Raw genomic sequence first — 25,557 nt, 5'->3', positions numbered from 1 at the left:
GCCATCGCCCTAGCAAGTCATTTGAGATCGAACAAATCGTCCTGCCGCGGCGGCGCGCCGGCAGAGCGTTTGGACACCTTGCGCGGCGGCGGGTTGCCCGGTGCTGAACCGGCGGGGACGACGCCCAGCGCGCCGTCGGCAAACTCGATCTCGAGCCGGGCCTGGGCAGCCGCTGCGCTGCGCGAGCGCACGAGCTCGCCGCCTGCATCTTTCACCAGCACGAATCCCCGCGCGAGCGGCGCTTTCGGGTTGAGCGATGCGTGCAGGCGTTCAAGCGCGGCAAAACGCTCACGCTCGCGCTGGAGGCGCGCGGTTGCGATCAGGGGCGTGAGCCGGCTCGCGTCCAGCCGGTCCCGCGCGCGGTCGGTCCTGTGCCGCAGGCTGGCGGGTGAGAGCCGCGCCGCATCGGCCTGCAGCCGCTCGCGCGCCTGCGCAGCGCGGTCCTTGAGCCCGCGGCGCAACCGCTCGGCCAGTTCGTCGAGCTTCTGCGCCTGCGGCTGGAGCAGCGCCTCGGGCCTCGGCAGGCGCTGCGCTCGCGCTTCCAGCCGCTCCCGGCCGATCGCCACCGGACGCAGGATCGCCCGGCGCTTGCGGGCGGCGAAGTCGGCGACGGTTGCCGCCAGTTCGCCGCGCACCGGCACCGCCATTTCGGCGGCTGCGGTCGGCGTCGGCGCGCGCCGGTCGGCAGCGTGATCGGCGAGCGTCGTGTCGGTCTCGTGCCCGACGGCGGAGATGACCGGGATCGGGCTCTCGGCGATCGCGCGGACCACGACCTCCTCGTTGAAACTCCACAAGTCCTCGATCGAGCCGCCCCCGCGCGCGACGATCAGGAGGTCGGGGCGCGGCACTGCCCCGCCTTGCGGCAGCGCGCCGAACCCGTGCACCGCGGCGGCGACCTGCTCGGCCGAGCCCTGGCCCTGCACCAGCACCGGCCAGACGACGACGTGGCTCGGAAAGCGGTCCGCCAGGCGGTGGAGGATGTCGCGGATCACCGCGCCGGTCGGGCTGGTGACCACGCCGATCGTGCGCGGCAGGAACGGCAGCGCACGCTTGCGCTCGGCCGCGAAGAGGCCTTCCGCCGCGAGGCGTTGGCGCGTCTTCTCCAGCAGCGCGAGCAGCGCGCCTTCGCCGGCGATCTCCAGGCTGTCGATGACGATCTGGTATTTCGAGCGCCCGGGATACGTCGTCAGCTTGCCGCTCGCGACGACTTCCAGCCCATCTTCCGGTACGAAGGAGAGGCGCTGCGCGGTCGTGCGCCACATGACCCCATCGAGCACCGCGCCTTCATCCTTGAGACAGCAGTAGACGTGGCCCGAGGCGGCGCGCTTCACGCCGGAAAGCTCGCCGCGCAGCCGCACGAAGCCGAACCGGTCCTCGACCGTGCGCTTGAGCAGGTTGGATATTTCCGTGATCGAAAGCGGCGCGGCGTTGTCCCCTTGCCGCTCGCGCGCTACGAGCCCGCCGTTACTGCCACCATCGTCGAAATCTGGAGCGGCCATGAACATCCTTCTGCTGGGCTCGGGCGGGCGCGAACATGCGCTGGCGTGGAAGCTGGCGCAATCCCGCCTGCTCTCGCGACCCGAGGATAAGTTCTATGCCGCGCACGGCAACCCCGGGATCGCCGATCATGCGGAATGCGTCGCGCTCGATGCCGCCGATCACGCGGCGGTGATCACCTTCTGCGAAGACAAGCGCATCGGTCTGGTCGTGATCGGGCCGGAGGCACCGCTGGTCGACGGGCTGGCCGATTCGCTCCGCGGCGAAGGGGTCGCGGTGTTCGGTCCCTCGAAAGCCGCCGCCCAGCTCGAGGGAAGCAAGGGCTTCACCAAGGATCTATGCGAGCGCGCGGGGATACCGACCGCCGGTTACGTCCGCACGACGTCGCTCGACGAAGCAAAAGCCGCACTCGGCCGGTTCGAGGCGCCTTACGTGCTCAAGGCCGACGGGCTCGCCGCGGGCAAGGGCGTGGTGATCGCGCAGGACCGCGCGGAAGCCGAGGCCGCGCTCGCCGACATGTTCGGCGGTCAGTTCGGGGAGGCCGGCGCCGAAGTCGTGATCGAGGAATTCATGGAAGGGGAGGAAGCGAGCTTCTTCGCCCTGACCGACGGCGCGACGATCCTGCCGTTCGGCACGGCGCAGGATCACAAGCGCGTCGGCGATGGGGACACCGGCCCCAACACGGGGGGCATGGGCGCCTATAGCCCGGCCAAGGTCCTGACGCCCGCGATGCATGGCGAAGTGCTCAAGCGCATCATCGCCCCGACGGTGAAGACTATGGCGGACGAGGGCATGCCCTATTCGGGCGTGCTCTACGCCGGCCTCATGCTGACCGAGGATGGGCCCAAGCTGATCGAATACAACTGCCGCTTCGGCGATCCCGAATGCCAGGTGCTGATGATGCGGCTGGAGAGCGATCTGGGCGAACTGATGCTCGCCTGCGCCACCAGCAGCCTCGCCACGCAGCCGCCGGTCAAGCGCTCGGAGATGGCGGCGCTGACGGTCGTGATGGCCGCCAACGGTTATCCCGGCGCGCCCGAGAAGGGCGGGGCGATCGATCTTGGCGCTGCCGAAGCGCAAGGCGCCAAGGTCTTCCACGCCGGCACCCGGCTGGAGGGGGACAGGCTGGTCGCCAGCGGCGGGCGGGTGCTCAACGTGACGGCGTGCGGCGCCGACGTCAGCGCGGCGCAGGCGGAGGCCTACCGGGCGATCGACGCTATCGACTTCCCGACAGGCTTTTGCCGCCGCGACATCGGCTGGCGCGAGGTCGAGCGCGAAGCGGGCAAGTAACGCGCGGTCAGCGCGCGGGGCCGGCGATGGTCAGCGAAACGCGTGACCCGTTCGGCGCGACTTCGGCCTCGATGCCGAACACCGCGGCGAGCCGCTCCGCCGTCATCGTTTCGCCGACGCTGCCGTCGGCGACAATCCGGCCTTCGTTCATCCAGATCAGCCGGTCCGCATAGCGCGCGGCCAGTGTGAGGTCGTGTACCACCGTGAGCACGGCGCGTCCCTCGTGCGCGGCATCGGCGAAGAGCTGCGCGACCTCGTGCTGGTAGCGTGGGTCGAGCGCGGCGACCGGCTCGTCCGCGATCAGCAGCGGGGTTTCCGCCGCGAGTGCGCGCGCGAGGTGAGCCCGCGCCAGTTCGCCGCCCGAGAGCGTGTCGGCGGCGCGGCTCTCGAACCCGGCGAGGCGGCAGGCTGCGATCGCGCGCGCGACCGCCGCCGCATCTTCCGCCGAGAGCTGGCCGGGCGCCGCGCCATAGGCGAAGCGGCCGAGCGCGATCACGTCGCGCACCGGCATGGGCCAGGCGAGCGGGCGGGTCTGCGGCAGGTAGGCCGCCTTGCGCGCGCGAGCCATCGGCGAAAGACCGCGGACGCCGGCGCCGTCGATCAGCGCCTCGCCGGCGTCGGGTGCGAGTAGGCCGAGCGCGAGCCGCAACAGGGTCGACTTGCCCGAGCCGTTGGGGCCGATCAGCATGGTCAGCTCGCCCGGCTGGAGCCGGAAACTGGCACCCTCGACCAGCGGCCGTCCCTCGGCGCGATAGGTGAGTCCGCAGGCTTCGAGCACGCTCATCGCACGAGCCTCCCGTGGGCGGCGATCCAGACGAAGATCGGCGCTCCGATCAACGCAGCGACAACGCCCAATCGCAGCTCGGAGTCGGTCGGCAGGAGCCGCACGCCGATATCGGCGAGGACCAGGACCAGTGCGCCGAGCAGGGCCGAGGGCACCAGCAGGCGCGCCGGGTCGTAGCCGACGAAGGGCCGGACCAGATGCGGCGCGACGATGCCGACGAAGCCGATCGCCCCCGCGAGCGAGACCGCCGCGCCGGTGGCCAGTCCCGCGCCGAGGATCACCGCGAGCCGCTGTCGCCTGAGATCGAGCCCGACCCCCTCGGCCGCCTCTTCGCCCAGCGCCAGCGCGGCGAGGCCCCGGCGGGTGGCGAGCAGGATCGCGGCCCCGATCGCAAGGAACGGCGCGGCATAGGCGAGATCGGCGAAGCTGCGATTGGCGACTGTGCCGAGCGTCCAGTTGATCATGTCGGCCAGCGTGAAGGGATTGGGCGCGAGGTTCATCAGCAGTGCCATCAGCGCGGCGGAGAAGCTCGACAGACCGATCCCGACGAGGATCAGCGTCACTGCCGAGCGGGTCCGCAGCGCCGCAAGAGCGACCACCAGTGTCGCCGCCAGCGCCCCGGCGATTGCGGCCAGCGGCAGGATCAGCGGTCCGGCCCCGGCGAGGCCGAAGAACAGCACGAACGTCGCGAACAGCGCTGCGGTGGCCGAGACACCGAGGATGCCCGGTTCGGCGAGTGGGTTGCGCAGCAGGCCCTGCAAGGCCGCGCCGCTCATCCCCAGTGCCGCGCCGACCACAGCGGCGGCGAGCGCGCGGGGCATGCGGATTTGCCAGACCACGAGCGTATCCCCGGCGCTCCCTTGCAGGCCGATGGCGCTGAGCACCCGCGCGGGCGATAGCGGCACCGAGCCGAGCAGCAGAGCGAGCAGGATCGCGCCGATCAGCGCAACAGCGAGAAGAGCGTTCGCGCGGGCGGTCATGGCATTTCTCCGCGGGCGGCGTGCGACAGAGCCTCGATCGCGTCGATCAGAAACCAGCCGCCGCAGCTCGTCCAGGCGCCTTCGAGCGGCACGACGGGCCGGTTCTCGAGCTGCGCCCGGGCGACCGGATGGCGCGCGGCGCTCCAGCTGTCGGCCTGGCTCTCGACGCCTTCGTAGAAGGCCGCGGCGACCACGTCGGGGTGCTCGTAGGCGAGCCGCTCGAGCGGCAGCGTGTTCCAGCCGGGCCGGTCCTGGAAATTGGCGAGGCCCGCGGTGCGCAGGATCTCGTGGACCAGCGTTCCCTCCCCTGAGGTCATGCCCCCCGGCGTCATGTAGAGCGCGGTGCGAGCTTTCTCAGGGGGCTCGGGTAAGGCGGCGAGGCGGCGGTCCATGTCGGCGGCCACCCGCTGCGCTTCGGCTTCCGCGCCGAGCGCGCTGCCAACGCGCAGGACTTCGCCGCGCACTTCGGCGATCGTCTGCGGGAAACCGATCTGGACCACCGGCACGCCCAGTTCCTCGAGGAACGGCACTACGTCGGCGCCTCCGCCGAAGGAGCGGACGACGAGATCGGGCTGGAGCGCGAGAATATCGGCGGTGCGCGGCCGCACCGTCGGCAGCCCCTCCGCCTCGGCGCGCATGTAGGAGAAGCGGTCCCCGGCGTAGGGCGAAAGCGCGACGATCGCGTCGCGGTCGGCGAAGCGGAGCACGTACTGATCGGCGCAATAGTCGAGGCTGACGATGCGCTGCGGCTCGCCGCCGCCGGCATCGGGTTCGTGCGCCGGGGCGCATGCGGTCAGGAGGAGCGCAAACGCTATCGCGCCGGCCGCCAGTCGGCCGCCTCGTCTCGTGCATTCCGCTGCGTTGCGCATGGCGGATTTCCCGAATCGCTCAAGCTCGCGGGGGAGGGCTCGGAACCCCGCTTCGCTCTGGACAGTCGTGGCCCGCCAGGGCTGCTCGCCCCGGCGCCGGAGACCCGGCCGATTGCTGTCGCTTCTGCGGGAAAACGCGTTTCCCGTCCGACTGAGCTGACCCGGCTCCCCGGACGAACGACGCGACGGCAGGTTTCCTGACTTGCGGATCGTCGCCCCTGAGCCGCCTTCCCGACAATCGCTTCCGTTGCGGAAGCGATTTCCAGTGACGTGATGGCTCGGGGCTCCCCACTTACAGTTGCGGGCACAGCGCCGGCGTCTCACCGGCTTCCCTCTTAGCCGCGCGTGCGTGAAGCGCGTGCGGCACCGTCTGACGCCGCAGATGCGGCGCGGAGCCACGGCTTGTCAATGCCTGCTGGGATCAATCGTCCGCCATCGCCTTGCGCATCTGCGCGAGGGCGGCGGCCTTGAGCTGGTGGACGCGCGGCACGCTGACGCCGAGCACATCGGCAATCTCGGACAGGTTGAGCTCCTCGACGAAGTAGAGCTGAATCACGAGCTGGTGCCGCTCGCCGAGGGAGGCGATTGCCGCAATCAGGTTCTCGCGGTCCTCCTGCTGCAGTACCTGCCGCTCCGCATCCGGCTCGCTCGAGGCGAAAGCGGTATTCGTTTCCGAATAGCATTCGTCGAGGGAGTTGAGCCGGGTCTCCGCAAGATCGCTTTCGAACTGGACGAAGTCGGCTACGGTCATGTCGAACGCCTCTGCAAGTTCGGCTGAAGAGGGCTCGCGCCCCAGCGCAGTGTGGAGCTTCGCCTTCTTGTCCTCGATCATCCGCCGCTTGGCGCGCGCGCCTCGTGGATCGGGCGAGGCGCTGCGCAGCAGATCGACCATCGCGCCGCGCACGCGCAGCTTGGCATAGGCGGCAAAGCCGTCCTCACTTGGCGAATCGTGCTTCTGCGCGCATTCGGTCAGCGCGACGAGGCCAGCCTGCATCAGGTCCTCGACGTCGACGGTCGGGCCGCCGCTACCCGACAGGTGCCAGGCCAGCTTGCGCACCATCGGCAGGAACCGGGTCACCCGGTCGCCGACATTGCCGCGATAGGCCTCCGCCACCGCGAACTCGGAATGGTCGTACCTCATGCGGCCAAGGGCTCCCTGTCCATGTCCGGCGCCGGCTGGGGAGTCTGCGCCTGCTCGTCGCCGCCGACGACTGCGATGACGTCGATCGGCTGTGCGACGGGCAGTTCGTTGATCGAAAGGACCGCGCAGCCGGGCGCGCGCAGGCGCAGCAGGCCGGCTAGCGGGCGGCGGGCGCGCGGCTGGACGATCAGCGCGGGCTTGCTGGCGCCCGGCGGACGGGCGGTCAGGATCGTGGCGATGCGTTCGCCGATCGAGCGGGCGAGATCGGGCTCGATCACGACGGTGCCACTTGCCGGATCCTGCAACCCGCCGACGACCATCTCCTCCAGCTCGGCAGCGAGAGTGATGACCGGCAGGCGCTCGTCGGGCGCGCACAGGCTGCCGACCAGCATCGGGCCGAGATCGGCACGCAGCATATCGATCAGGCGGTCGTGATCGGTCGTCTGCTGCGCCGCCTGCGACAGGCTGCCGAGGATCGGCAGCGGATGCGCGAGCGAAATGCCGTCGGCGAGCAGCGCGCGCAGTAGGCGCGTGACGGCGGCGAGCGAGAGCGGCTGCGGCGTGATTGTCTCGACCATCTGCGCGTTGCGCTCGCGCACCATGTCGAGCAACTCGCGCACCTGATCGGGGCCGAGCAGGTCCTGCGGCCGCGCGGAGAGCAACTGGTTGACGTGCGTGGCGATGACGCTTTCGGCGTCGACCACGAGATAACCCTCGGCCACGGCGAGATCGCGCGTTGCAGCGTCTATCCACACGGCCGGGCAGCCGAAGCTCGGGTCCCGGGTCGCCTCGCCCGGCAGCAGTGCGAGCTGGCCGGCCTCGCCGGTGTCGATCGCCAGCATCCGATCGGGGCGGAGCTGGCCCGCGCCGAGCGGCGCGCCGCCCAGCGTCACGCGGTAGCGGTCGGGCGGCAGGTCGAAGCTGTCCTTGATACGAAACTGCGGGACGATGAAGCCGAACGATTGGCACAGTTGCCGCCGCAGGCCGGTGAGCCGCGCGACGAGCGGTGCGCCGCGCCTGTCATCGGCGAGATGAACCAGCCCGAAGCCGAGCTCGATCGTCACCAGCGCCTGTTCGGAGATGTCCTCGATCGCGATCCGCCTCGCGTCGGGCGCGGGTTCCGCTTCTTCGACGGGCACGAAGGCCTTGCGCCGCCTGAGCGCGCGCCAGAGCGCGAAGGCGCCGGCGGCGAGTGGCAGGAAGACCGACTGCGGCATGGCCGGGATCATGCCCATGGCCGCGAGGATGCAGCCGACCGGCAGCCAGATGCCCGGCTCGGCAAGCTGGCCGCCGATCTGTCCGGTCAGGTCACGGCTGTCCGAAACGCGGGTCACGATCACCGCCGCGGCGATCGACAGCAGCAGGGCGGGGATCGAGGCGACGAGTGCGTCGCCGACGGCCAGCGTCACGTAGAGCTCGCCCGCCTCGCTCGCCGACAGGCCGTGCGTGGCCATGCCGAGCACGAAGCCGGCGACGATGTTGACCAGCAGGATCAGCAGCGCCGCGATCGCGTCGCCCTTCACGAACTTGCTGGCGCCGTCCATCGAGCCGTAGAAGTCCGCCTCTGTCGCGATCTCGCGGCGGCGGGCCTTGGCTTCCTCCGGCGTCATAAGCCCGGCGGCGAGATCGGAGTCGATAGCCATCTGCTTGCCGGGGAGGGCGTCGAGCGTGAAGCGCGCCGAGACTTCCGACACGCGCCCCGCGCCCTTGGTCACGACGACCAGGTTGATGATCATCAGGATCATGAAGACGAACAGGCCGACGGCGAAGCTGCCACCGATCAGGAAGGCGCCGAACGCCTCGATCACCTTGCCCGCCGCGGCCTCGCCCTCGTGCCCGTTCATCAGCACGACGCGGGTCGAGGCGACGTTTAGCGCCAGGCGCAGCAGCGTCGCGAACAGCAGGACGGAAGGGAAGGACGAGAAGTCGAGCGGCTTTTCCGCATTCATCGCCGCCATCAGCACCGCGACCGACAGCGCGATGTTGAGCACGAAGAACAAGTCGAGCATCGCCGGCGGGATCGGCACGACCATCAGCACGATGATCGTCAGGATGCCGACCGGCAGCGCCATCGACGGCGCGAGGAAGGAGCGCCAGGTCACAGCCCGAAGGCCCTGAACTTGCCGTAGGCTTCACCCACGTGCTGCGCGGCGCGGCTACCGAGGCCGTCGGTGCCGCCGAAGGTCGTCTGCAGAGTCTCCGCCATCGAGGGCCGCGGCGCAGACCGGGCGGGCTCGGAGGCGAAGGTGCTGCGCGCCTGTGTGAAGGCGGCGGCGGGCGTCGTGGGCAGATAGCCGGCGCCCGATGCCGGCGCGATGGCGCCGCCCCGCTTGGCGCCTTCGATTTTGCCGCGCACCAGGTCCATGACTTCGCCGACCGAACGCGCGCGCCCGCCCTGATAGAAGATCGCGGGGTTGGCCTGCGCAGGCTTGGGGAACAGTGCGGCGGCGGACATGAGCGGGTTGTCCTGCAGTGCGCCGAGGAAGCTCTTGGCGCCGCCCGCGCCGAGGAAATGCGCGAGGTAGAGCTCGGCATGGTCCGGCTCACGGCCCAGAAAGCCGGAGAGTTCGCCCGCGTTGTCGCGCGCGAGCTCGGCCGCCATCAGGGAGGAGACTTCGGGATCGAAGCGCAGCGCCATGATCTGCGCGCGCATTCCGGCGTCGCCGACTTTTGCGCGGCCGCCTTCCTGAACGATCGCAGCCTCCGCCCAGCCGAGCCCGTGGGTCTTGCCGTGGCGGTCTAGCGTCTCGAGCCAGGTCGAGGAGATGAACTGGTAGAGCCCCGATGCGCTCGATGTGCGCGCCCGGGCATTGCTGTCGAGATTCGACTCGATCTTCGCCTGCGCCAGCAGGTAGTCGAAATCGGCGCCGGTCGCGGCCGATGCGCGAGCGATCGATGCCTGCACGCCGTCGGGCGGCGCTGCGCTGCGCTGGACTGGTGTGACCCCTGACAAGGTAATCCCCGGCTTGGTTGTACTCGCCAGGGTTTAAGCAAGAGGTGTGCCAATAGCGGCGTCAGGCGTAGTAAGGCATCTCCCGCGCCACCGAGGGGCGGCCCGCACCGTAGAGGCTGATGCGGCCGGTGAGCGAGCCCAGGCGGGCATCGACGTTGGCGGCGATCAGGTTGCGGATCTTGCGGTTAATCTCGTTCAGTCGCGCGACGGCGTCGAGCAGACCGCGGCATTCCTCGTCCAGCGGGGCACCATTTGGCGTACCGTGGGTCTCGCGCTCGATCGTTTCGCACAGCTCCAGCTTGCCGTCGGAGCAGGTGAGGATGGAATCGAGGTCGAGGGCGGCAAGCGCCTGCCGCTCGCTTTCGAGAAGGGCAAGCATTTGCCGGAGTGCATCGTGCAGAGTGGGGCGAAGGGGGCTGTCGGTGGTCATCGCTCGTTCCTCAGCATGAAGCCCGCGGCGATCATCGCGTCGGCGGTCTTGCGCGGATCGAGCCGGTAGCGGCCCTGCTCGATCGCCTGGCGAAGTTCGGTCACGCGCTCGCGGTCGACGGGCGCTTCGGTGCCGGCAAGGCCGACGCCGGTTAGGGCGACCCCGGCGGCCTGATCGGCGTCCGTGCCGGCCGGCCGCGCGCGCTCGCCGTGCGAAACGGGCGCAGTGCCCTTCGCCCGCAGGCTGCGCAGGATGCCGTTCGGCCCGTGCATGTCGATCCGGTCCATCGGTTCGCTCCGTTCGTGTACCGGAACCTAGGACGGCGGGGGATGGGGGAGTTTAAGGCGCCCGGCGAGAATTTGCCGTTCGGGCGGTCCGCTCTGACGTTTCTAGGGCAGTTCGACGCCGACCCGGCCGGGCTGGATCACCCGCGCGCGGATCGTATTGCGCTTGTCGCCCGCGGGGCGGACGCGGATCCATTCTCCGACCGCGCCGCCCTCGAGCGCCTCGCCCTGACGGGACACGGTGAAACCGCTGCCCTGCACGGCGATCGAGACCGCCTCGCCTCGGGCAATCACCGGTTCGGCCTTGGCCGCAGCCTGCCCGGCCGTGACCGGCACGAACAGCCGCCAGCCGCCCGCCACCGGGCAACGCACGAGCACCGTGCTGTTGGCGCTGCCGTACCATTCGAACGCGAGCGGCATCGGACACTGGGTCAGCTTGAGCCGCCGGTCGACCGGCAGGCGCGCGCCGCCATCGGTGCCTTGCGGGGCGCCGGTAAAGCGGGCGACCTCGCGGTCGATGCTGGCGAGGTCGTGGAAGCCGGCGGCCAGCGCCGGCGCGGCGATGCCGAGCGCGGCGACGAGGATTGTTGCTGGGATCAATCGCATGATGTCACCTTCCGATGTCACTTCTCCTGCGGCGCGCGGGGCGCCGGGCGTGCCGGTGTCTCTGCAATCCCTGTGCCAGATGTGCGGCCGTCGAAGTCGAGCACCGCGATCAGCTCGCTTGCTTGTCCCGGCTCGACCACGATCCGGGCGCTGTATCCGTCCCCCCCCGCCTCGCGGGCGAAAGCGACCGCCGCAGCGGCGGCCTCGGCGTTGCCGCCGGCGACATAGTGGGCGATGATGGTGAGGTTCTGCCGCGCGTCGTGCGGCTGTTGGGCGAGCCAGTCCCGCAGCGGCGGCGCGCCCGGCGCCGCGCGGTAGATTGCGATGGGTTCACCATGTGCCGGAACGGGGCTGCCGGCCTCGGCCGGATCGTCCGGCTCCGGCCTCTCCGCCATCGCGGCGGCCGTAACCATGAACAGGATCAGCGCGAGATCGGCGAGCGTCGTCTGCCAACCGGCGCGGGCGTTCGAGAGGATCATGCGGCCACCTTGTCCGCCGCCTCGTCGGTCCGCAGCGGGATTGAGCGCTCGACCGCGGCGGCGAGCCAGTCGACCAGCTCCTGCCGCTCGCGTTCCTCGGCGTGCGCGCGCCGCCCCACTGCCGCCGCCAGCGGGGCGAAGGCGAAATTCGCCAGTACGAGGCCGTAGAGCGTGGTGATGACAGCGGTGCCGATCGAGCGGGCATAGTCGGCGTCGGCCTCCGCCGCGAAGCCCCCGAGGGCGACCAGCGTTCCCGCGAGGCCGAGCACGGGCGCCAGTTCAGCCGCCTCGCCCAGCACCCGCGCGGCCGTGTCGGCGGCCGTCTGGCGCCCGGCGCGGTAGTGGGCATGCCCCTCGTGCAGCGCCTCGACCGAGCGGTGGCGGATCAGCGCTTCGCTCAGCGTGTCGAACTCGCCATCGCCGAAATAGTGCGCCTCGGCCCGGAAGATGCCGTCCTCCCCGATCTCCTGCACCTGGGCGGCGAGTTCGGCGCGGACCCGCGCGCTGTCGAACGGGCGGCCAGCGAGCCGGGCCAGCGCGCGCAGCGCCGCGCGCGCGTCGCGCCAGCCGCAGCGCAGCAGGGTCGCTGCGAGCGTTCCGCCCAATACGATCGCTGCAGAAAGCGGATCGAGCAATTGCATGATGTCCACGTGGATCTCCTTGCCACGAAAGAACGCCCTTGCCGGCGCGGGATTTAGCCCGCGGCGGACATTTGCCGCTTCCGGCAAACGCTTGCCGCCACCCGCCTGCGTTTTCCGGCAAACGTCCTGATCGCGGGGAGTTGGCACGCTCTTTGCTCCACCAGGCCCGAACACGTCTGGAGGACTGTCATGAGCAACGGCCTATTCGGCATTCACGGCGCGGCGCTGGAGATCAGGGCGCAGCGCATGGGCATGCTCGGATCGAACATCGCCAATGCGGCGACGCCCGGGTACAAAGCGCGCGACGTCGATTTCGCCGCCGCGCTCGAAGCCCGTCTGGGCGGCGCGGAAGGCGAGCAGGCGGTCGGTTCAGCGACCCGTTACCGCGTCCCGACGATGCCCAGCCTCGACGGTAACACGGTCGAGATGGCGACCGAGCAGACCGCCTTCGCCGAGAACGCCGTCGCCTATACCGCGACCCTCGGGTTCCTGCGCGGACGGGTCGAGACCCTCACGCGCGCGATCAAGGGCGAGTGACGATGCCGGGCCCGATGACTCTCTTCGACCTCGGCCAGCGCGCCATGTCTGCACAGCTCGTGCGGATGAACGCGGCGGCTTCCAACCTCGCCAACGCGGGCAGCGTCGCCGCCAGCGAGGAGCAGGCCTATCGCCCGCTGCGCCCGGTCTTCGCGGAGCACCTCGACACTGCGACCGGCATGAGCACGGTGCGCGTCGACGGCGTCTATCGCGCCGACGTCGCACCGGTCCGCCGGCACGAGCCGGGCCATCCGCTGGCCGACGCGAACGGCGACGTCTGGGCCAGCCCGGTCGATGAGAACGCCGAGATGGTCGAGATGCTCGAAGCCTCGCGCCAGTACCAGAACATGGTCGAGGCGCTCTCCACCGCCAAGCAACTGATGCTCGACACGATGAGGATGAAATGACCGTAACAGCGACTTCCGGCGCCGCGCAAACCACGGCGGGCACCGCCACGACCGGGCGCGACTACGCGACGCTCGGCCAGGCCGATTTCCTCCGCCTGCTGACCGTGCAGGTCCAGCAGCAGGACCCGTTCGACCCGGTCGATAACAAGGAGATGCTGGCGCAGATGGCGCAATTCTCGTCGCTCTCCGGGATCACCGAGATGAACGCCACGCTGCAGCAGATCTCCGAGAAGCTCGATGCTCTCGCGGCCGCACAGGCGGCCGCCAACCCTACCGAATGACGCACAGGAGTACGAACCCATGTCTTTCTACACTTCGCTGAATGGGATGAAGAACGCCCAGACGGACCTGGGCGTCATCGCCCACAACATCGCCAACGTCGAAACCAACGGTTTCAAGAAGGGCAGCACCCAGTTCGCCGATATCGTCGCCGGATCGGCCCAGACCAATCCGCGGATGGTCAAAGGCATCGGTGCGACGCTGGAGGCGATCACGCAGAACTTCGCGCTCGGCCCGATCGAGCAGACCGGCGGCGCGCTCGACGTGGCGATCACCGGCGACGGCTTCTTCGCCATGAAATCGGCGGAAAGCGGCAAAACGGTCTATACCCGCAACGGTGCGTTCGGGACCGACGAGAACGGCTTCATCACCGACGGCGGCGTCAACCGCCTGCAGATCTTCCCGACCGACGCCGACGGGGTCATCACCTCGAATAATCCGGCCGACGCACAAGTCGCCGCGACCAATGCCGCGGGCGCCGAGTTCGTGGGCGTGGTGATCGGCGAGGACGGGGTCGTCTCGGCCTCCTACGCCGATGGTTCGGTCGAGGCGGTCGGCAGCATCGCGCTCGCCTCGTTCATCACCCCGACCGGGCTCAAGCAGATTGGCTCGTCCAACTGGGAATCGACCGGCCTTTCGGGTGAGGCCAAGTACGGCTCGCCGGGCACCGGCCAGTACGGCTCGCTGCTCTCGGGCGCGGTCGAGCGCTCCAACGTGGACATTGCCGAGGAACTCGTCGGCCTGATCACCGCGCAGCGCAACTTCCAGGCGAATGCCAAGGCGATCGATACCGCGACCCAGATCTCGCAAACGGTCATCAACCTGAGGACCTGATCCGATGGACCGCCTGATCTATACCGCCCTGTCGGGCATGAACGCTTCGATGGACCGCCAGCGGGTGATCGCCAGCAACATGGCGAACGCCAACACGGTAGGCTTTCGCGCGGAACTGCTCGACCAACGCCCCGTCACCGTCGACGGCCAGGTCCTGGACGTGCGCGCCATGCAGCGTGCCGAGGTTCGCGGGGCGGTGATGGAAGCGGGCGAGATGACGCGGACCGGCAACGGCCTCGACATCTATATCGAGGGCGAGGCGCTGCTGGCGGTCCAGGCGGCGGACGGGACGGAGGCCTATACCCGGCGGGGCGATCTCTCGATCTCGCCGACCGGCGTGATCGTGAACGGCGAAGGGCTGCCGGTGCTCGGCGAAGCCGGGCCGATCACCGTGCCGCTCGGCACCAATCCGACGATCGCGCCCGACGGGGTGGTCAGCGTCGCCGATCCGGCCGCGCCCGATCAGCCGCCGATCGAGATCGGGCAGATCAAGCTCGCCGGATGGCAGGGCAGCCCGATCGCCAAGGGGCTCGACGGCCTATTCCGAGTGGAGGGCGGTGGCATCCTGCCCGCCGATGCGCAGGCGACCGTGATCACCGGCGCGCTCGAGCAGTCCAACGTGAAGCCTACCGAGGTGCTGGTCGACATGATCCAGGCGCAGCGCCTCTTCGACATGCGCAGCAAGCTGATCGCCACCGCACGCGAGTGCGACGAAGGCGGCGCGCAGCTCATGCGCCTGAGCTGACGAACACGCTGACGAATTCGCTGACGAAAGGGACAGCACAATGCCTACTTCCGCTCTCCAGGTCGCCCGTACGGGGCTCGAGGCGCAGGACTCGCGCATGCGCGTGATCGCCAACAACCTCGCGAACGTCGGCACCACCGGGTTCAAGAAGGACCGCGCCAATTTCGCCACGCTCGCCTATCAGGACGCGCGGGTCGCGGGGCAGCGTTCCTCGGGCGAGACGGCCTATGCCACCGGGCTCAACCTCGGCACCGGCGTTACCGTCCAGTCGACCAGCCAGATCGTGTCCCAGGGCGCGCTCAACACCACCAACAACGCGCTCGACCTCGCGCTCGATGGCGACGGCTACTTCCAGGTCGAGCTACCGGGCGGCGAGCTCGGCTATACCCGTGCGGGCAATTTCACTCGTTCGGCCGAAGGGCAGCTCGTCACCCAGCAGGGCTATATCGTCCAGCCGGCGATCACCATTCCCGAAGGCGCGACCTCGATCGCGGTTTCGCCCGACGGGATCGTCACCGCCGTCGTCCCCGGCGACGCCGAGCCGGCCGAGCTCGGCCAGCTCCAGGTCGCGGCCTTCGCCAACCCGGGCGGGCTGCGGGCGATCGGCGATAACTTCCTGGTCGAAACCGCCGCCAGCGGCGCCGTCCAGCTCGCGGCCGGCGGGGAGATGGGGCGCGGCAATATCCGTCAGGGCATGCTCGAAGCTTCGAACGTCAACATCGTCGAGGAGCTGGTCGACATGATCGAATGCCAGCGCGCCTACGAGATCAGCTCGAAGATGGTCTCCGCCGTCGACGAGATGCTCCGCAACGCCAACCAGACATTGTGAGCACCCCAATGAACCGCACCCTCTTCCGCACCGCACTCGTCGCCGGATCGGCCTTTGCTCTGGCGGCCTGCGGGGCCGAGCGCACTGCCGGCTTCCACGCTGCGCTGCCGCCACCGCCGCCGATGGCCGCGGCGCCGGCGAATGGCGCGATCTTCCAGCCGACCAGCGGCTTCGCGCCGCTCTACAACGGCCAGCGCGCGAGCCGTGTGGGCGACCTCGTGACGGTGATCCTGACGGAACGCACCCAGACCTCGAAGTCGGCCAGCTCGAACACCCAGCGCGACGGGGGCATCTCGCTCTCTCCGCCGAGCGCCGGTCCGTTCTCGTTCGATCCGGGTGTCCTTAATTCCGGCGGCTCCTCGTCGTTCAATGGGCAGGGGGATGCTTCCCAGACGAGCAGCTTCAGGGGGGATATCACCGTGACCATCGCCGAAGTGCGCCCCAACGGGACCGCGCTCGTCCGCGGCGAGAAGGTCATGCAGCTCAGCCAAGGCGAGGAATGGGTGCAGCTTTCGGGCATCATCCGCTTGTCGGACATCGATCCTTACAACCGCATCGCATCCCCGCGGATCGCCGATGCGCGGATCACCTACGCCGGCGAGGGCGCCGTCCAGCGCGCCAGCCGCGAAGGCTGGCTGTCGAAATTCTTCAACATCGTGACGCCGTTCTAGGGGAGGGTTGCCATGTTCAGGACCATCATCCTCGGCCTTGCGGCCCTGTTCACCTGCCTCGCAGCGCCCGCGCAGGCGGAGCGCGTGCGCGATCTCGGCACGTTCCAGTCGGTCCGCTCCAACCAGCTGACCGGCTATGGCATCGTCGTCGGGCTCGACGGCACGGGCGACGACAACTTCGCTTATGTCACCCACGCCATGCGCGGTGTGTCCGACCGGTTCGGGCTGCAACTGCCGCCCGGCGCCAATCCCGCGCTCAAGAACGCCGCCGCGGTGATCGTGACGGCGGAGCTGCCCGCCTTCTCCAAGCCGGGCCAGCGGATCGACGTGACGGTGTCGACCATCGGCAAGGCCAAGTCGCTGCGCGGCGGATCGCTGATCCTGACCGCGCTCCACGGCGCCGACGGGCAGATCTACGCCATGGCGCAGGGCAACCTCGCCGTCGGCGGGCTCGGCGTGTCGGGGCGCGACGGATCGAAGCTGACGGTCAACGTGCCGACGGTCGGCCGGATCCCGGACGGCGCGAGCGTCGAACGCGCGGTCGCCACCGGCTTCGAGAATGCCGACATCCTGCGCTGGAATCTCAACCAGGCGGACTTTCTCACGGCCACGCGGGTGCGCGACGCGATCAACGCGCGCTACCCGGGCATGGCGATGGTGGAGGACGGGGTGACTCTGGCGCTGCGGCTGCCCTACGGCGCCAATGCGCGCGCCGGGATCATGGCCGAGATCGGCATGCTCGACATCGACCCGGCGGAAGCCTCGGCGAAAGTGATCGTCAACAGCCGCACCGGCACCGTCGTCATCTCCAGCGCGGTGCGGCTCGCGCCTGCGGCGATCAGCCACGGCAGCCTGGTCGTGCGGATCGACGAGAACCCGACCGTGGTCCAACCCGCCCCGTTCAGCGACGGCGAGACCGCGTTCGAGCAGGACAGCGACATCGAGGTCTACGAAGAGGGCAACCGCGTCTCCCTGCTCGAACCGGGGGCCTCGCTGGCCGAGCTGGTCGACGGGCTCAACATGCTTGGCCTCTCGCCGTCCGACCTCGTCGCGATCCTCGAGGCGCTCAAGCAGGCCGGCTCGCTCAAGGCCGAGATGGTGGTGATATGACGGGCCCGATCACGCTCGCCGGCACCAACCCGCCGATCGTCTCCGCGACCGCCCCCGGCGGTAGCGAGCGCGAACGGCTGGCCGAGGCCGCACGGCAGTTCGAGGCGATCTTCGTGCGCCAGATGCTCGCCGCCGCCCGCAACACCGATTTCGGCGGTGACGAGCTGTTCGGCGGCAACAGCGACGAGACGTTCCACGAGATGCGCGACGCACGTTTCGCGGAGCTCGCCGCGAGCACCGGCGCGCTCGGCCTCGCGACCACGATCGAGGCGCAGCTTGCGCGCTTCGTCGAGCCGGGGGGGAACTGACGCATGGCATCCGATCTCCTCTCGATCGCCGCCAGCGGTGCGCGCGCGGCGCGGGCAGCGCTCGACGTGACGGCGCAGAACATCGCCAATGCCTCGAGCGACGGTTACGTCCGGCGCAGCGTGCGGATGGAGGAAGTGTCCGCCTCGGGCGGGCAGCTCCGCATCGGCGACATCTCGCTGTCGGGCGCGCGCGTTTCGGGCATCCATCGCAACGCCGACCTGTTCCGCCAGGCTGAAGTGCGCCGCACGGGGAGCGATCTCGCGCGTGCCGACGCCGAACTCGGCGGGCTGGAGAACATCGAGTCCGCGATCGAGCAGTCGGGCCTCTACGATTCGATCGTCGAGTTCGAGGCGGCGCTGCAGCAGCTCGCCTCCGACCCGACCAATTCCTCGCTGCGCTCCGCCGTCCTTGCCGGCGCCGACACGCTGGCGAACAAGTTCAACATCGCGGTCGATTCGCTCGGCGCCGCGGGCGAGGGGCTGCGCTTCAACGCCAGCGCCGCGACCGAAGAGGCGAACGTGCTCGGTCAGGAGATCGCGCGCGTGAACCTGCGCCTGTCGCGCGCGGGCGAGGGCAGCAGCGACCGCGCGACCCTGCTCGACCAGCGCGATTCGCTGCTCGAGCAGATGAGCGGCATCGCCGACATCACCACCAGCTTCGCGCCCGACGGCGCGGTTACCGTGACCACCGGTGGCGCGACGCTGGTGAACGGCGGGGACTTCACCCCGATTTCCATGGCGACGGCGGCCGATGGCACGATCGGGTTCGCGGTTGGCGGTACGGCCGTGCAGCCCACGGGCGGTGCGCTGGCGGGGGCCGCGCTGGCGCTCGAATCGGCAGCGCAGGTGCGCGGCCGGCTCGATGCGCTGGCCGACGGGATCGCGAGCGCGGTCAATGCCGCGCAGGCGAGCGGCGTCGGGCTGGACGGCACGGCCGGCCAGCCGATCTTCGCCGGCACCGGCGCTGGCGGGATCAAAGTCGTCATGACCGACAGCGGCGGGATCGCCACCGCGCCGGCCGGTGCGCCCGCGGGCAGCAACGACGGGTCGAATCTTGCCGCGCTGCGGCAAGCGCTGGAAGGCGGCGGCGTCGCCGGCTCGGCCAATGCGCTGCTGTTCGACGTGTCGAGCGCCGTCGCGGGCAAGACGGTGACACGCGATGCGCTCGACGCGATCGCATCGTCGGCGCGGATCTCGCTCGAGCAGCAGGCCGGGGTCGATCTCGACACCGAAGCCGCCAACCTGATGCGCTTCCAGCAAGCCTTCCAGGCCTCGGGCCGGGCAATGCAAGTCGCGAGCGATATCTTCCAGTCCCTGTTGCAACTGAGGTGAGGCCGCGATGATCAATCTCAGCACGTCCGCTTTCTACGAGCGCGCGACCCGCCAGGTGGGCACGCTGCGCGCCGAGGCCGAGAAGCTGCAGGAGCAGATGGGCACCGGCGAACGCCTGTCGCGCTCGTCCGACGATCCGGTCGCCGCCGCGCGGCTGCGCACGCTGGCGCGCGGCGAGCGGCTGGCCCAGATCGACCAGCGCAGTTCCGACCTCGCCTCGACCGACCTCAAGATGACCGACGACGCGCTCGGCTCGCTCGCCACGCTGGTGATCCGCGCCAAGGAGCTCGTGACCCAGGCCGCGACCGAGACATTGAGCGCCGAGCAGCGCGCGGCGATCGGCGGCGAAGTCGAGAGCCTGCGCCAGGCCGTGCTGCAGATCGCGAACGGCCGCAACAGCGCCGGGCACGCACTGTTCGGCGGGCAGGCTGCGGGGAGCGCCTATCAGGATAGCGGCGGGACGGCCGCCTATGTCGGCACTGCGGCGAAAGATGCGGTAGACCTCGGTGACGGGCAGTCGGTCGTTCCCTCGCTGACGGGCCCGGAAGTATTCGCGTTCGAGGCTGGCGGCGTGCCGACGGACCTGTTCGCGGTACTGGGCGACCTCGCGACCGCGCTCAAGAGCGGCGGCGACCCGACCGGGCCGACCGGGGTGGCGCTCGACGGGCTGGCCGCCGGGCTCGACAAGATCACCACCGCGCAGACGGTGGTCGGCGCACGGCTCGGCTGGATCGAGGTGATGGACGAGCGCCGGGTGGCCAATTCCGAACTGGTCGCCGACGAGCAGAAGGCGATCGGCGGGGCCGACCTCGCGGTCACCATGACTCGGCTGCAGGAAGTGACGACCGTGCTCGAGGCGAGCCAGGCGAGCTTCGTGCGGCTCGCCGGCCTGTCGCTGTTCGACATGATGCGCTGATAAGAAGAACAAGGGTTTCCACGACATGAACGCTGCAATCGGTATCGTCGTCCTGCTCGTCATGGTGTTCGGCGGATTCGCCCTCACCGGCGGCGCGCTCGGCCCCGTGATGGAGGCCGTGCCGCACGAGATGATGATCATCGGCGGCGCGGCGGTTGGGGCGATGATTGCCGGCAACTCGATGCACGAGCTGAAGGCGATCGGCCGCTCGTTCGTGAAGATATTCAAGGGCCCGCGCCATTCGCGGCAGGACCATATCGACGCGATCGCGCTGACCACCAAGCTGATGAAGCTGCTGCGCACCGAAGGGCCGGTCGCGCTCGAAAGCCATGTCGAGACCCCGCAGGAATCCGAACTCTTCGCCGAGTACCCGAACCTGCTCGCCAACCAGCCGCTGACTGCGCTGATCTGCGACACGCTGACGCTGATCGTCGTCTCCTCCGGGACGCTGGAGACGCACGCGGTGGAGGATGTGATGGATAACGCGATGAAGACGCATTTCCACGACATGCGCGAGCCGCAGCACGCGCTGCAGTCGCTCGCCGACGCACTGCCGGCGCTCGGCATCGTCGCCGCCGTGCTCGGGGTGGTGAAGACCATGGGCTCAATCGACCAGCCGCCGGCGGTGCTCGGCGGGATGATCGGCTCGGCGCTGGTCGGGACCTTCCTCGGCGTGCTGCTTGCGTACGGCGTGGTCGGCCCGCTGGCCTCGCGGCTCAAGCAGATCATCGATCAGGATGAGCAGATCTTCCACGCGGTCAAGCAGGTGATCATCGCCTCGCTCAACGGCTATCCGCAGCCGCTGGTGGTCGAAAGCGCCCGCTCGGGCCTCGGCCATGCGTTCCGGCCTGGCCTCTCGGAGCTGCTCGACAGCCTGCGGGGACGGTAGGATGGCGAGCCGCGCAGGGCGCAACGATCCGCCGCCGCCGATCATCGTCAAGAAAGTCACCGTGGTCCAGGAGGCGGTCCATCACGGCGGCGCGTGGAAAGTCGCCTACGCCGACTTCGTAACTGCGATGATGGCGTTCTTCCTGCTGCTGTGGCTGCTTGGGTCGACGACCGAGGCGCAGCGCAAGGGGATCGCCGACTATTTCACCCCGACGCTGGTCAAGCTGCGGGAGAAGAGCGCCGGCTCCAATGGGCTGCTCGGCGGCGCTTCGCTGGTCGATCCGGACAACTATCCGCACCGTGCGGCGCAGACCGGCAGCCGGCCGATCACCATCCCGCGCGATGTCTCGGGCGGGCCGAAGGAAAGCATCGATCGGGTCAAGCGCATGCGCGAGCGCGTGCAGGAGGACGTCGCCGACGACCAGCGCCTGCGCCGCCTGATGCGCCAGGTGCGCATGGTGGAGACGATCGAGGGCGTGCGGATCGATCTGGTCGACGATGCCGATTTCTCGATGTTCGTGCTTGGCACGACCGTTCTCACGGCCGATGCAGCGAAGCTGATGAAGGTGATCGCCGAAGCGGTGCGCCCCGAACCGGGCGACCTGACGATCCGCGGGCACACCGATGCCCTGCCATGGAAGAGCGGCGCGGCGGCCAACAACTGGTCGCTCTCCGCCGGCCGTGCCGAAGCCACCCGCCAGGCGCTGATGCGCGGCGGTATCGGCGAAACCCGCTTCCGCCGCATCGAAGGTGTCGCCGACCGCGAACCGCTGGTCGCCGACAACCCGCAGGACCCGCGCAACCGGCGGATGTCGATCCTGCTGATGGAGTAGGGGTTGCGGATCCGGAGACGAGGCAAGGCGAGTTCCTCCGCACCTCTGCTGTTCGCCCTCTTACGTCATCCCAGCTTTCGTTGGGACGACGTAAGAGGCGGGATGCACCCAGCGCACCCACACAAAATTCTCCGGCGGCGACCCCGGATGCGTGACCGGGTGACTCGGATTGCGCGGCCGATGCGGTACGCCAGCGGGTAAAGTCCGCCAGCGCCCTTTGGCTGATCCTCCACGCCGGCCGCACCGGCGGCGCTTCTGTCATCCGACCGAATGTCCTATGGCACTAGCAAGATCGTTCATCTGACCAACCGTCGAACACGAGGATGCAGCGAACCGATGTTCTTTCGCTGGTCGCAATCGTTGTCTTGGGAGCGCTGGAAAATGAGCACCGATCGCGACACCGTACGGTCCTATGACGCTGCCGCGGCCCAGTACGCTGCCGAGGCTGCGGCGATGCCCCGATGGGTCGCGACGGAGATCGACGCGTTTGTAGCCGATCTGGGCGGTTCCGGCAGAGTGCTGGAGATCGGAAGCGGCGGCGGACGAGATGCCCTTGAACTGGAGAAGCGAGGGATCAGCGTCCGGCGCACCGACGTTTCGAAGGGGTTCGTCGAACTGCTTCGCGACAGCGGCTTCGAAGCCGACCTGTTGGACCCGCTGACCAACGATCTCGCCGACCCTCACCGCCCTGGCACGCGGTACGACGGGGTCTGGGCCTGCGCCAGCCTGATCCACATCGCGCGCGAGGATTTCGGCGCAGTGCTCGGACGGCTTGCCGAGGCGACGCGGGCCGAGGGGCCATTGCACGCCTCGGTCAGACTGGGCGATGGCGAGGACGTGTCCACACACGGCAGCGTTGCGACGCCTCGGCGCTACGCTGAAACGTACTGGCGCGAGCCTGCCCTGCGGTCCGCGCTGACGTATGCCGGGTGGATCGTCGGGGAGGTACGTCGCTGCATCGGAAGGCCCGGCGATCGCTGGCTGAGCGTTCGCGCAAGCCGGGCATAAAGGCGGACCCCGCACAACAAAGAAAGGGGCCGGCGCTGGTGACAGCGCCGGGCCCTCCAAAAGCCAGAGATGTTCTGACGATTAACGCAGCAGCGAAAGAACGTTCTGCTGGCTCTGGTTCGCCTGCGACAGCATCGCGGTCGAAGCCTGGCTGAGGATCTGCGCCTTCGCCAGCGCAGTCGTTTCGGCCGAGTAGTCGGTGTCCTGAATGCGCGAGCGCGCGTCGGACAGGTTGGTCACGTTGTTGGTCAGCGTGTTGACCGCCGATTCCAGGCGGCTCTGGCCGGCACCCAGCGTGGCGCGGGCGGTCGAGATCGCTTCGAGCTGCGCGTCGGCCGTGGCGATCGCCGTGGTCGCGGAAGCGGCGTCGGTGCCGACGTCGAAGGCGGCGGCCGTGAGACCCGAAAGGTCGGCCATCGCCAGGTCGATCGTGTCGGTGGCTTCGGCACCAGCCTGGATCGTGACGGTCGCGGTGCTGGCGTCGAACAGCTTGACCCCGTTGAACTCGCTGTTCGCGACGACGGCGTCGATCTGCGACTTGAGCTCGGTGACTTCCGCCTGCAGGTTGGCGCGGTCGGAGGCCTGATAGGTGCCCGAGGACGACTGCACGGCCAGCTCGCGGATGCGCTGCAGCATGTTGGTGACTTCGTTCAGGCCGCCTTCCGCGGTCTGCGCCATCGAGATGCCGTCGTTCGCATTACGGATGCCCTGGCTCATGCCACGGATCTGCGAGGTCATCGACGTCGCGATGGCGAGGCCGGCGGCGTCATCCTTCGCACTGTTGATACGGTTGCCGGTCGACAGGCGTTCCATCGCCGAACCGAGCGCCTTGTTGGCAGCGGCCGAGGCGTTGGCAGCCTTGAGCGCGCTGATATTCGTATTGATAACGGACATTGTTCAAACTCCCACAATGCTCTTCAAGGGCTGCCCCGAGACCCCGTCTTGGGCGGCAGCTTGAACCCAGACCGGCAATCCGCCCGGAAGTTTTAGGGGGAGGGCGGATTTTCGTGGCTCCGCACGGGTCTGGAGAGCTTCCATCATCCCAGTCCACGATGGCATCGCTCCCCGCCAGGTCGGCCTTTGCCGCACGCGATCCCGGCTTTCGCTGGAACGACGGAGGGGCCGGATGACGACTCCGCGCACGCCCCGCTTCCTCGATCTAAGTATTTCTACTTAAGGATGTTCCGCTGTTAACCATTAAGCGAAATTTCCCCTTACCGGCGCCAATAGGGCCGCGGACGGATGGTTAATCAGCAGGGGGCTGAAAAGTGGGATCGATCGAACGGACCCAAGGGTTCGAAAAGGCTCACGTTTCGCTGGCGGGCAAGTTCGCGGGGATCGCATCCTCGCTCTTTCCCCGGCAGGTCGTACACCTCGCCGACGCCGCCGAAAGCGGGCTGCGCGAGTTGCCCGGCGTGATTGCACTGGCGCGGGCGGACGTGCCCGCGATCCAGCGGATGGGAACCGGTGCACGGCTGACTTATGCCGATCCGGTGTCGGAATCGACTTTCGGCGCGCTCGTCGCGCTGGCCGCGGCCGGTGGGGGGCCGGTCGCGGCCGATCCGGAATCGCTTTCCGTACTGGCGCTGGCGGACCGGCTGGCGGGGACCGACATTCCGGTGCTCATCAACGGGCCGACCGGCACCGGCAAGGAAGTGCTCTCGCAATTCATCCACAACCGCAGCCAGCGGCAGGGCAAGCCCTTTGTGGCGGTCAACTGCGCGGCTATTCCCGAGACGATGCTGGAAGCGCTGCTATTCGGTCACCAGAAGGGCGCGTTCACCGGCGCCAGTGCGGCAGGCGAGGGCTTCTTCCGCGCGGCGGAAGGCGGCACGCTGCTGCTCGACGAGATCGCCGAGATGCCGCTCTCGCTCCAGGCCAAGCTGCTGCGTGCCTTGCAGGAAAGCGAAGTCGTGCCGGTGGGCGCGACCACGCCGGTCAAGGTCGACGTGCGGATCATCGCCTGCGCCAACCGCGACCTGCCGCTGGAGGTCGAGGAAGGCCGCTTCCGTGCCGACTTGTTCTACCGCCTCAACGTATTTCCCATGACGCTGTCGGCGCTGCGCGAGCGGCCAAACGACATCGTGCCGCTGGCCTTCGCCATGCTGCTGCGCCACGCGCCGCAGGGGCAGCAGGTTCCCTGGCTTACCGACGGGGCCGTTGCCATGCTCAAGCAGCACGGCTGGCCCGGCAATATCCGCGAGCTGGAGAACGTCATGCGCCGCGCGCTGGTGCTCGCCGGCGGCGAGACGGCAATCGGCACGCAGCATATCGTGTTCGACCGACCCGCTCGGCTGGTCGAGCGGACGGCCGAACCGGCCCCGCAGGCGGATCTCGACGCAGCGGGCGCGGGGGCCAAGCTCTCCAAGGTGGTGCAGCTTTCCGAAGCGCGCGCGATCATGGAAACGCTCGACGCATGCGGCGGCAAGCGAGCCGAGGCCGCGCGCCAGCTCGGCATCAGCGAACGTACGCTGCGTTATCGCCTGGCATCCTTCCGCGAAGCCGGTCTGGCCGTCGGAGGCCGTCGATGAGCGGCGTGGGCGGCATCGGGGGCGCGGGATCGGTCCAGCAGATCATGGCATTGCGCCAGCAGATCCTGGAACGATCGAGCGTTCTGCAGGAACTCCAGCAGGCGAAAGGCGCCGCAGACACGGGCGCGGCGGCTCCGAGCGAGCCGGCGGGCGGGGGCTTTGCCGACACGCTCAGAACGGCACTCGACGGTGTCAACGCGGCACAGAGCAAGTCCTCCGAGCTCGCCGCAGGCTACGAGCGCGGCGAAGTGACCGACATCGCCAAAGTCATGCTCGCGCGCCAGGAAGCCGGGATCGCTTTCGAAGCCACGCTGCAAGTCCGGAACAAGCTGTTGTCCGCCTATCAGGACATCATGCGGATGGGGGTTTGATTAG

At 69.1% G+C, this 25,557-nt stretch carries 30 protein-coding genes and 1 riboswitch; of the genes, 17 read left to right on the top strand and 13 right to left on the bottom strand.

All coding sequences use genetic code 11. The features are described from left to right. Positions 1-17: 17 nt before the first annotated feature. Complete coding sequence (xseA, locus tag AC3A5N_RS03930) at positions 18-1,499, bottom strand: exodeoxyribonuclease VII large subunit (RefSeq protein WP_487735995.1); 1,482 nt, start codon at positions 1,497-1,499, stop codon at positions 18-20. Between xseA and purD the strand changes: the two genes are divergently transcribed. Beyond that, positions 1,498-2,787 (top strand): phosphoribosylamine--glycine ligase, encoded by a 1,290-nt coding sequence (gene purD, locus AC3A5N_RS03925; RefSeq protein ID WP_487735994.1) that lies wholly within the window; start codon positions 1,498-1,500, stop codon positions 2,785-2,787. The two genes, xseA and purD, sit on opposite strands and share 2 nt — an antisense overlap. Before the next feature lie 7 nt (positions 2,788-2,794). Here purD and AC3A5N_RS03920 read toward each other — a convergent pair whose 3' ends face one another. From AC3A5N_RS03920 to AC3A5N_RS03870, 11 genes are all read right to left on the bottom strand, one after another. Continuing rightward, positions 2,795-3,571, bottom strand: coding sequence for an ABC transporter ATP-binding protein (locus AC3A5N_RS03920; RefSeq protein ID WP_487735993.1), 777 nt, complete (start codon positions 3,569-3,571; stop codon positions 2,795-2,797). Then, on the bottom strand, positions 3,568-4,551 hold the full coding sequence (locus AC3A5N_RS03915) for a FecCD family ABC transporter permease (protein ID WP_487735992.1): 984 nt from the start codon (positions 4,549-4,551) through the stop codon (positions 3,568-3,570). Before AC3A5N_RS03915 ends, AC3A5N_RS03920 begins: the two co-directional genes overlap by 4 nt. Beyond that, positions 4,548-5,420, bottom strand: a complete 873-nt coding sequence (locus tag AC3A5N_RS03910; protein WP_487735991.1) for an ABC transporter substrate-binding protein — start codon at positions 5,418-5,420, stop codon at positions 4,548-4,550. The genes AC3A5N_RS03915 and AC3A5N_RS03910 overlap by 4 nt, the downstream gene beginning before the upstream one ends. Positions 5,421-5,592: 172 nt before the next feature. Beyond that, positions 5,593-5,806: riboswitch (cobalamin riboswitch) on the bottom strand. A 35-nt stretch (positions 5,807-5,841) separates the two neighbouring features. Next, positions 5,842-6,561, bottom strand: coding sequence for a sigma-70 family RNA polymerase sigma factor (locus AC3A5N_RS03905; RefSeq protein WP_487735990.1), 720 nt, complete (start codon positions 6,559-6,561; stop codon positions 5,842-5,844). Further along, the gene (locus tag AC3A5N_RS03900) at positions 6,558-8,633 is read right to left on the bottom strand and encodes a flagellar biosynthesis protein FlhA (protein ID WP_487736313.1); all 2,076 of its coding nucleotides are present in this window, start codon (positions 8,631-8,633) and stop codon (positions 6,558-6,560) included. Before AC3A5N_RS03900 ends, AC3A5N_RS03905 begins: the two co-directional genes overlap by 4 nt. A 26-nt stretch (positions 8,634-8,659) precedes the next feature. After that, complete coding sequence (locus AC3A5N_RS03895; protein WP_487735989.1) at positions 8,660-9,514, bottom strand: transglycosylase SLT domain-containing protein; 855 nt, start codon at positions 9,512-9,514, stop codon at positions 8,660-8,662. 61 nt (positions 9,515-9,575) lie between these two features. Beyond that, positions 9,576-9,944, bottom strand: coding sequence for a flagellar protein FlgN (locus tag AC3A5N_RS03890; protein ID WP_487735988.1), 369 nt, complete (start codon positions 9,942-9,944; stop codon positions 9,576-9,578). Beyond that, positions 9,941-10,231, bottom strand: coding sequence for a flagellar biosynthesis anti-sigma factor FlgM (locus AC3A5N_RS03885; protein WP_487735987.1), 291 nt, complete (start codon positions 10,229-10,231; stop codon positions 9,941-9,943). The genes AC3A5N_RS03890 and AC3A5N_RS03885 overlap by 4 nt, the downstream gene beginning before the upstream one ends. Before the next feature lie 102 nt (positions 10,232-10,333). Then, complete coding sequence (locus tag AC3A5N_RS03880; protein WP_487735986.1) at positions 10,334-10,834, bottom strand: flagella basal body P-ring formation protein FlgA; 501 nt, start codon at positions 10,832-10,834, stop codon at positions 10,334-10,336. 17 nt (positions 10,835-10,851) lie between these two features. Next, entirely contained in the window at positions 10,852-11,313 is a 462-nt protein-coding gene (locus AC3A5N_RS03875; RefSeq protein WP_487735985.1) for a hypothetical protein, read from the bottom strand. Continuing rightward, positions 11,310-11,954 (bottom strand): MotA/TolQ/ExbB proton channel family protein, encoded by a 645-nt coding sequence (locus tag AC3A5N_RS03870; RefSeq protein WP_487736312.1) that lies wholly within the window; start codon positions 11,952-11,954, stop codon positions 11,310-11,312. Before AC3A5N_RS03870 ends, AC3A5N_RS03875 begins: the two co-directional genes overlap by 4 nt. A 189-nt stretch (positions 11,955-12,143) precedes the next feature. Here AC3A5N_RS03870 and AC3A5N_RS03865 point away from each other — a divergent pair, with 189 nt between their 5' ends. From AC3A5N_RS03865 to AC3A5N_RS03800, 14 genes are all read left to right on the top strand, one after another. After that, entirely contained in the window at positions 12,144-12,491 is a 348-nt protein-coding gene (locus tag AC3A5N_RS03865) for a flagellar basal body rod protein FlgB (RefSeq protein ID WP_487735984.1), read from the top strand. Positions 12,492-12,505: 14 nt separating this feature from the next. Further along, on the top strand, positions 12,506-12,898 hold the full coding sequence (gene flgC, locus AC3A5N_RS03860; RefSeq protein WP_487735983.1) for a flagellar basal body rod protein FlgC: 393 nt from the start codon (positions 12,506-12,508) through the stop codon (positions 12,896-12,898). Then, positions 12,895-13,179, top strand: coding sequence for a flagellar hook capping FlgD N-terminal domain-containing protein (locus AC3A5N_RS03855; RefSeq protein WP_487735982.1), 285 nt, complete (start codon positions 12,895-12,897; stop codon positions 13,177-13,179). The genes flgC and AC3A5N_RS03855 overlap by 4 nt, the downstream gene beginning before the upstream one ends. Before the next feature lie 19 nt (positions 13,180-13,198). After that, on the top strand, positions 13,199-14,011 hold the full coding sequence (locus tag AC3A5N_RS03850) for a flagellar hook-basal body complex protein (RefSeq protein WP_487735981.1): 813 nt from the start codon (positions 13,199-13,201) through the stop codon (positions 14,009-14,011). Positions 14,012-14,015: 4 nt separating this feature from the next. Further along, positions 14,016-14,756, top strand: coding sequence for a flagellar basal body rod protein FlgF (locus AC3A5N_RS03845; protein ID WP_487735980.1), 741 nt, complete (start codon positions 14,016-14,018; stop codon positions 14,754-14,756). Between the two features lie 40 nt (positions 14,757-14,796). Continuing rightward, positions 14,797-15,585: a flagellar basal-body rod protein FlgG gene (gene flgG / locus AC3A5N_RS03840; RefSeq protein ID WP_487735979.1), complete on the top strand. Its 789-nt coding sequence runs from the start codon at positions 14,797-14,799 to the stop codon at positions 15,583-15,585. 8 nt (positions 15,586-15,593) lie between these two features. Then, positions 15,594-16,256, top strand: coding sequence for a flagellar basal body L-ring protein FlgH (locus tag AC3A5N_RS03835; RefSeq protein ID WP_487735978.1), 663 nt, complete (start codon positions 15,594-15,596; stop codon positions 16,254-16,256). A 12-nt stretch (positions 16,257-16,268) separates the two neighbouring features. Next, positions 16,269-17,366 (top strand): flagellar basal body P-ring protein FlgI, encoded by a 1,098-nt coding sequence (locus tag AC3A5N_RS03830; RefSeq protein WP_487735977.1) that lies wholly within the window; start codon positions 16,269-16,271, stop codon positions 17,364-17,366. Beyond that, on the top strand, positions 17,363-17,674 hold the full coding sequence (locus tag AC3A5N_RS03825; protein WP_487735976.1) for a rod-binding protein: 312 nt from the start codon (positions 17,363-17,365) through the stop codon (positions 17,672-17,674). Before AC3A5N_RS03830 ends, AC3A5N_RS03825 begins: the two co-directional genes overlap by 4 nt. 3 nt (positions 17,675-17,677) lie before the next feature. Beyond that, positions 17,678-19,006: a flagellar hook-associated protein FlgK gene (flgK, locus tag AC3A5N_RS03820; RefSeq protein WP_487735975.1), complete on the top strand. Its 1,329-nt coding sequence runs from the start codon at positions 17,678-17,680 to the stop codon at positions 19,004-19,006. A gap of 7 nt (positions 19,007-19,013) precedes the next feature. Further along, complete coding sequence (locus AC3A5N_RS03815) at positions 19,014-19,922, top strand: flagellin N-terminal helical domain-containing protein (RefSeq protein ID WP_487735974.1); 909 nt, start codon at positions 19,014-19,016, stop codon at positions 19,920-19,922. 25 nt (positions 19,923-19,947) lie between these two features. Next, complete coding sequence (gene motA, locus AC3A5N_RS03810; protein WP_487735973.1) at positions 19,948-20,811, top strand: flagellar motor stator protein MotA; 864 nt, start codon at positions 19,948-19,950, stop codon at positions 20,809-20,811. Position 20,812: 1 nt separating this feature from the next. After that, positions 20,813-21,643: a flagellar motor protein MotB gene (locus AC3A5N_RS03805; RefSeq protein WP_487735972.1), complete on the top strand. Its 831-nt coding sequence runs from the start codon at positions 20,813-20,815 to the stop codon at positions 21,641-21,643. A gap of 381 nt (positions 21,644-22,024) precedes the next feature. Further along, positions 22,025-22,651, top strand: coding sequence for a class I SAM-dependent methyltransferase (locus AC3A5N_RS03800; RefSeq protein WP_487735971.1), 627 nt, complete (start codon positions 22,025-22,027; stop codon positions 22,649-22,651). Positions 22,652-22,732: 81 nt separating this feature from the next. Here AC3A5N_RS03800 and AC3A5N_RS03795 read toward each other — a convergent pair whose 3' ends face one another. Next, positions 22,733-23,545: a flagellin N-terminal helical domain-containing protein gene (locus tag AC3A5N_RS03795; protein ID WP_487735970.1), complete on the bottom strand. Its 813-nt coding sequence runs from the start codon at positions 23,543-23,545 to the stop codon at positions 22,733-22,735. A 374-nt stretch (positions 23,546-23,919) separates the two neighbouring features. On the opposite strand from AC3A5N_RS03795, the gene AC3A5N_RS03790 reads away from it, so the two are divergent. Both AC3A5N_RS03790 and fliE read left to right on the top strand, forming a co-directional pair. After that, on the top strand, positions 23,920-25,182 hold the full coding sequence (locus AC3A5N_RS03790; protein ID WP_487735969.1) for a sigma-54 interaction domain-containing protein: 1,263 nt from the start codon (positions 23,920-23,922) through the stop codon (positions 25,180-25,182). Then, a complete protein-coding gene (gene fliE / locus AC3A5N_RS03785) occupies positions 25,179-25,553 on the top strand; it encodes a flagellar hook-basal body complex protein FliE (RefSeq protein ID WP_487735968.1) in 375 nt (124 codons plus the stop codon). Before AC3A5N_RS03790 ends, fliE begins: the two co-directional genes overlap by 4 nt. The last annotated feature ends 4 nt before the right edge of the window (positions 25,554-25,557 follow it).

The organism is Pelagerythrobacter sp. Soil_C_18 (assembly GCF_057657235.1).
The sequence above is the reverse complement of the archived record's forward strand: the minus strand, read 5'-3'. Positions and strand labels throughout refer to the sequence as shown.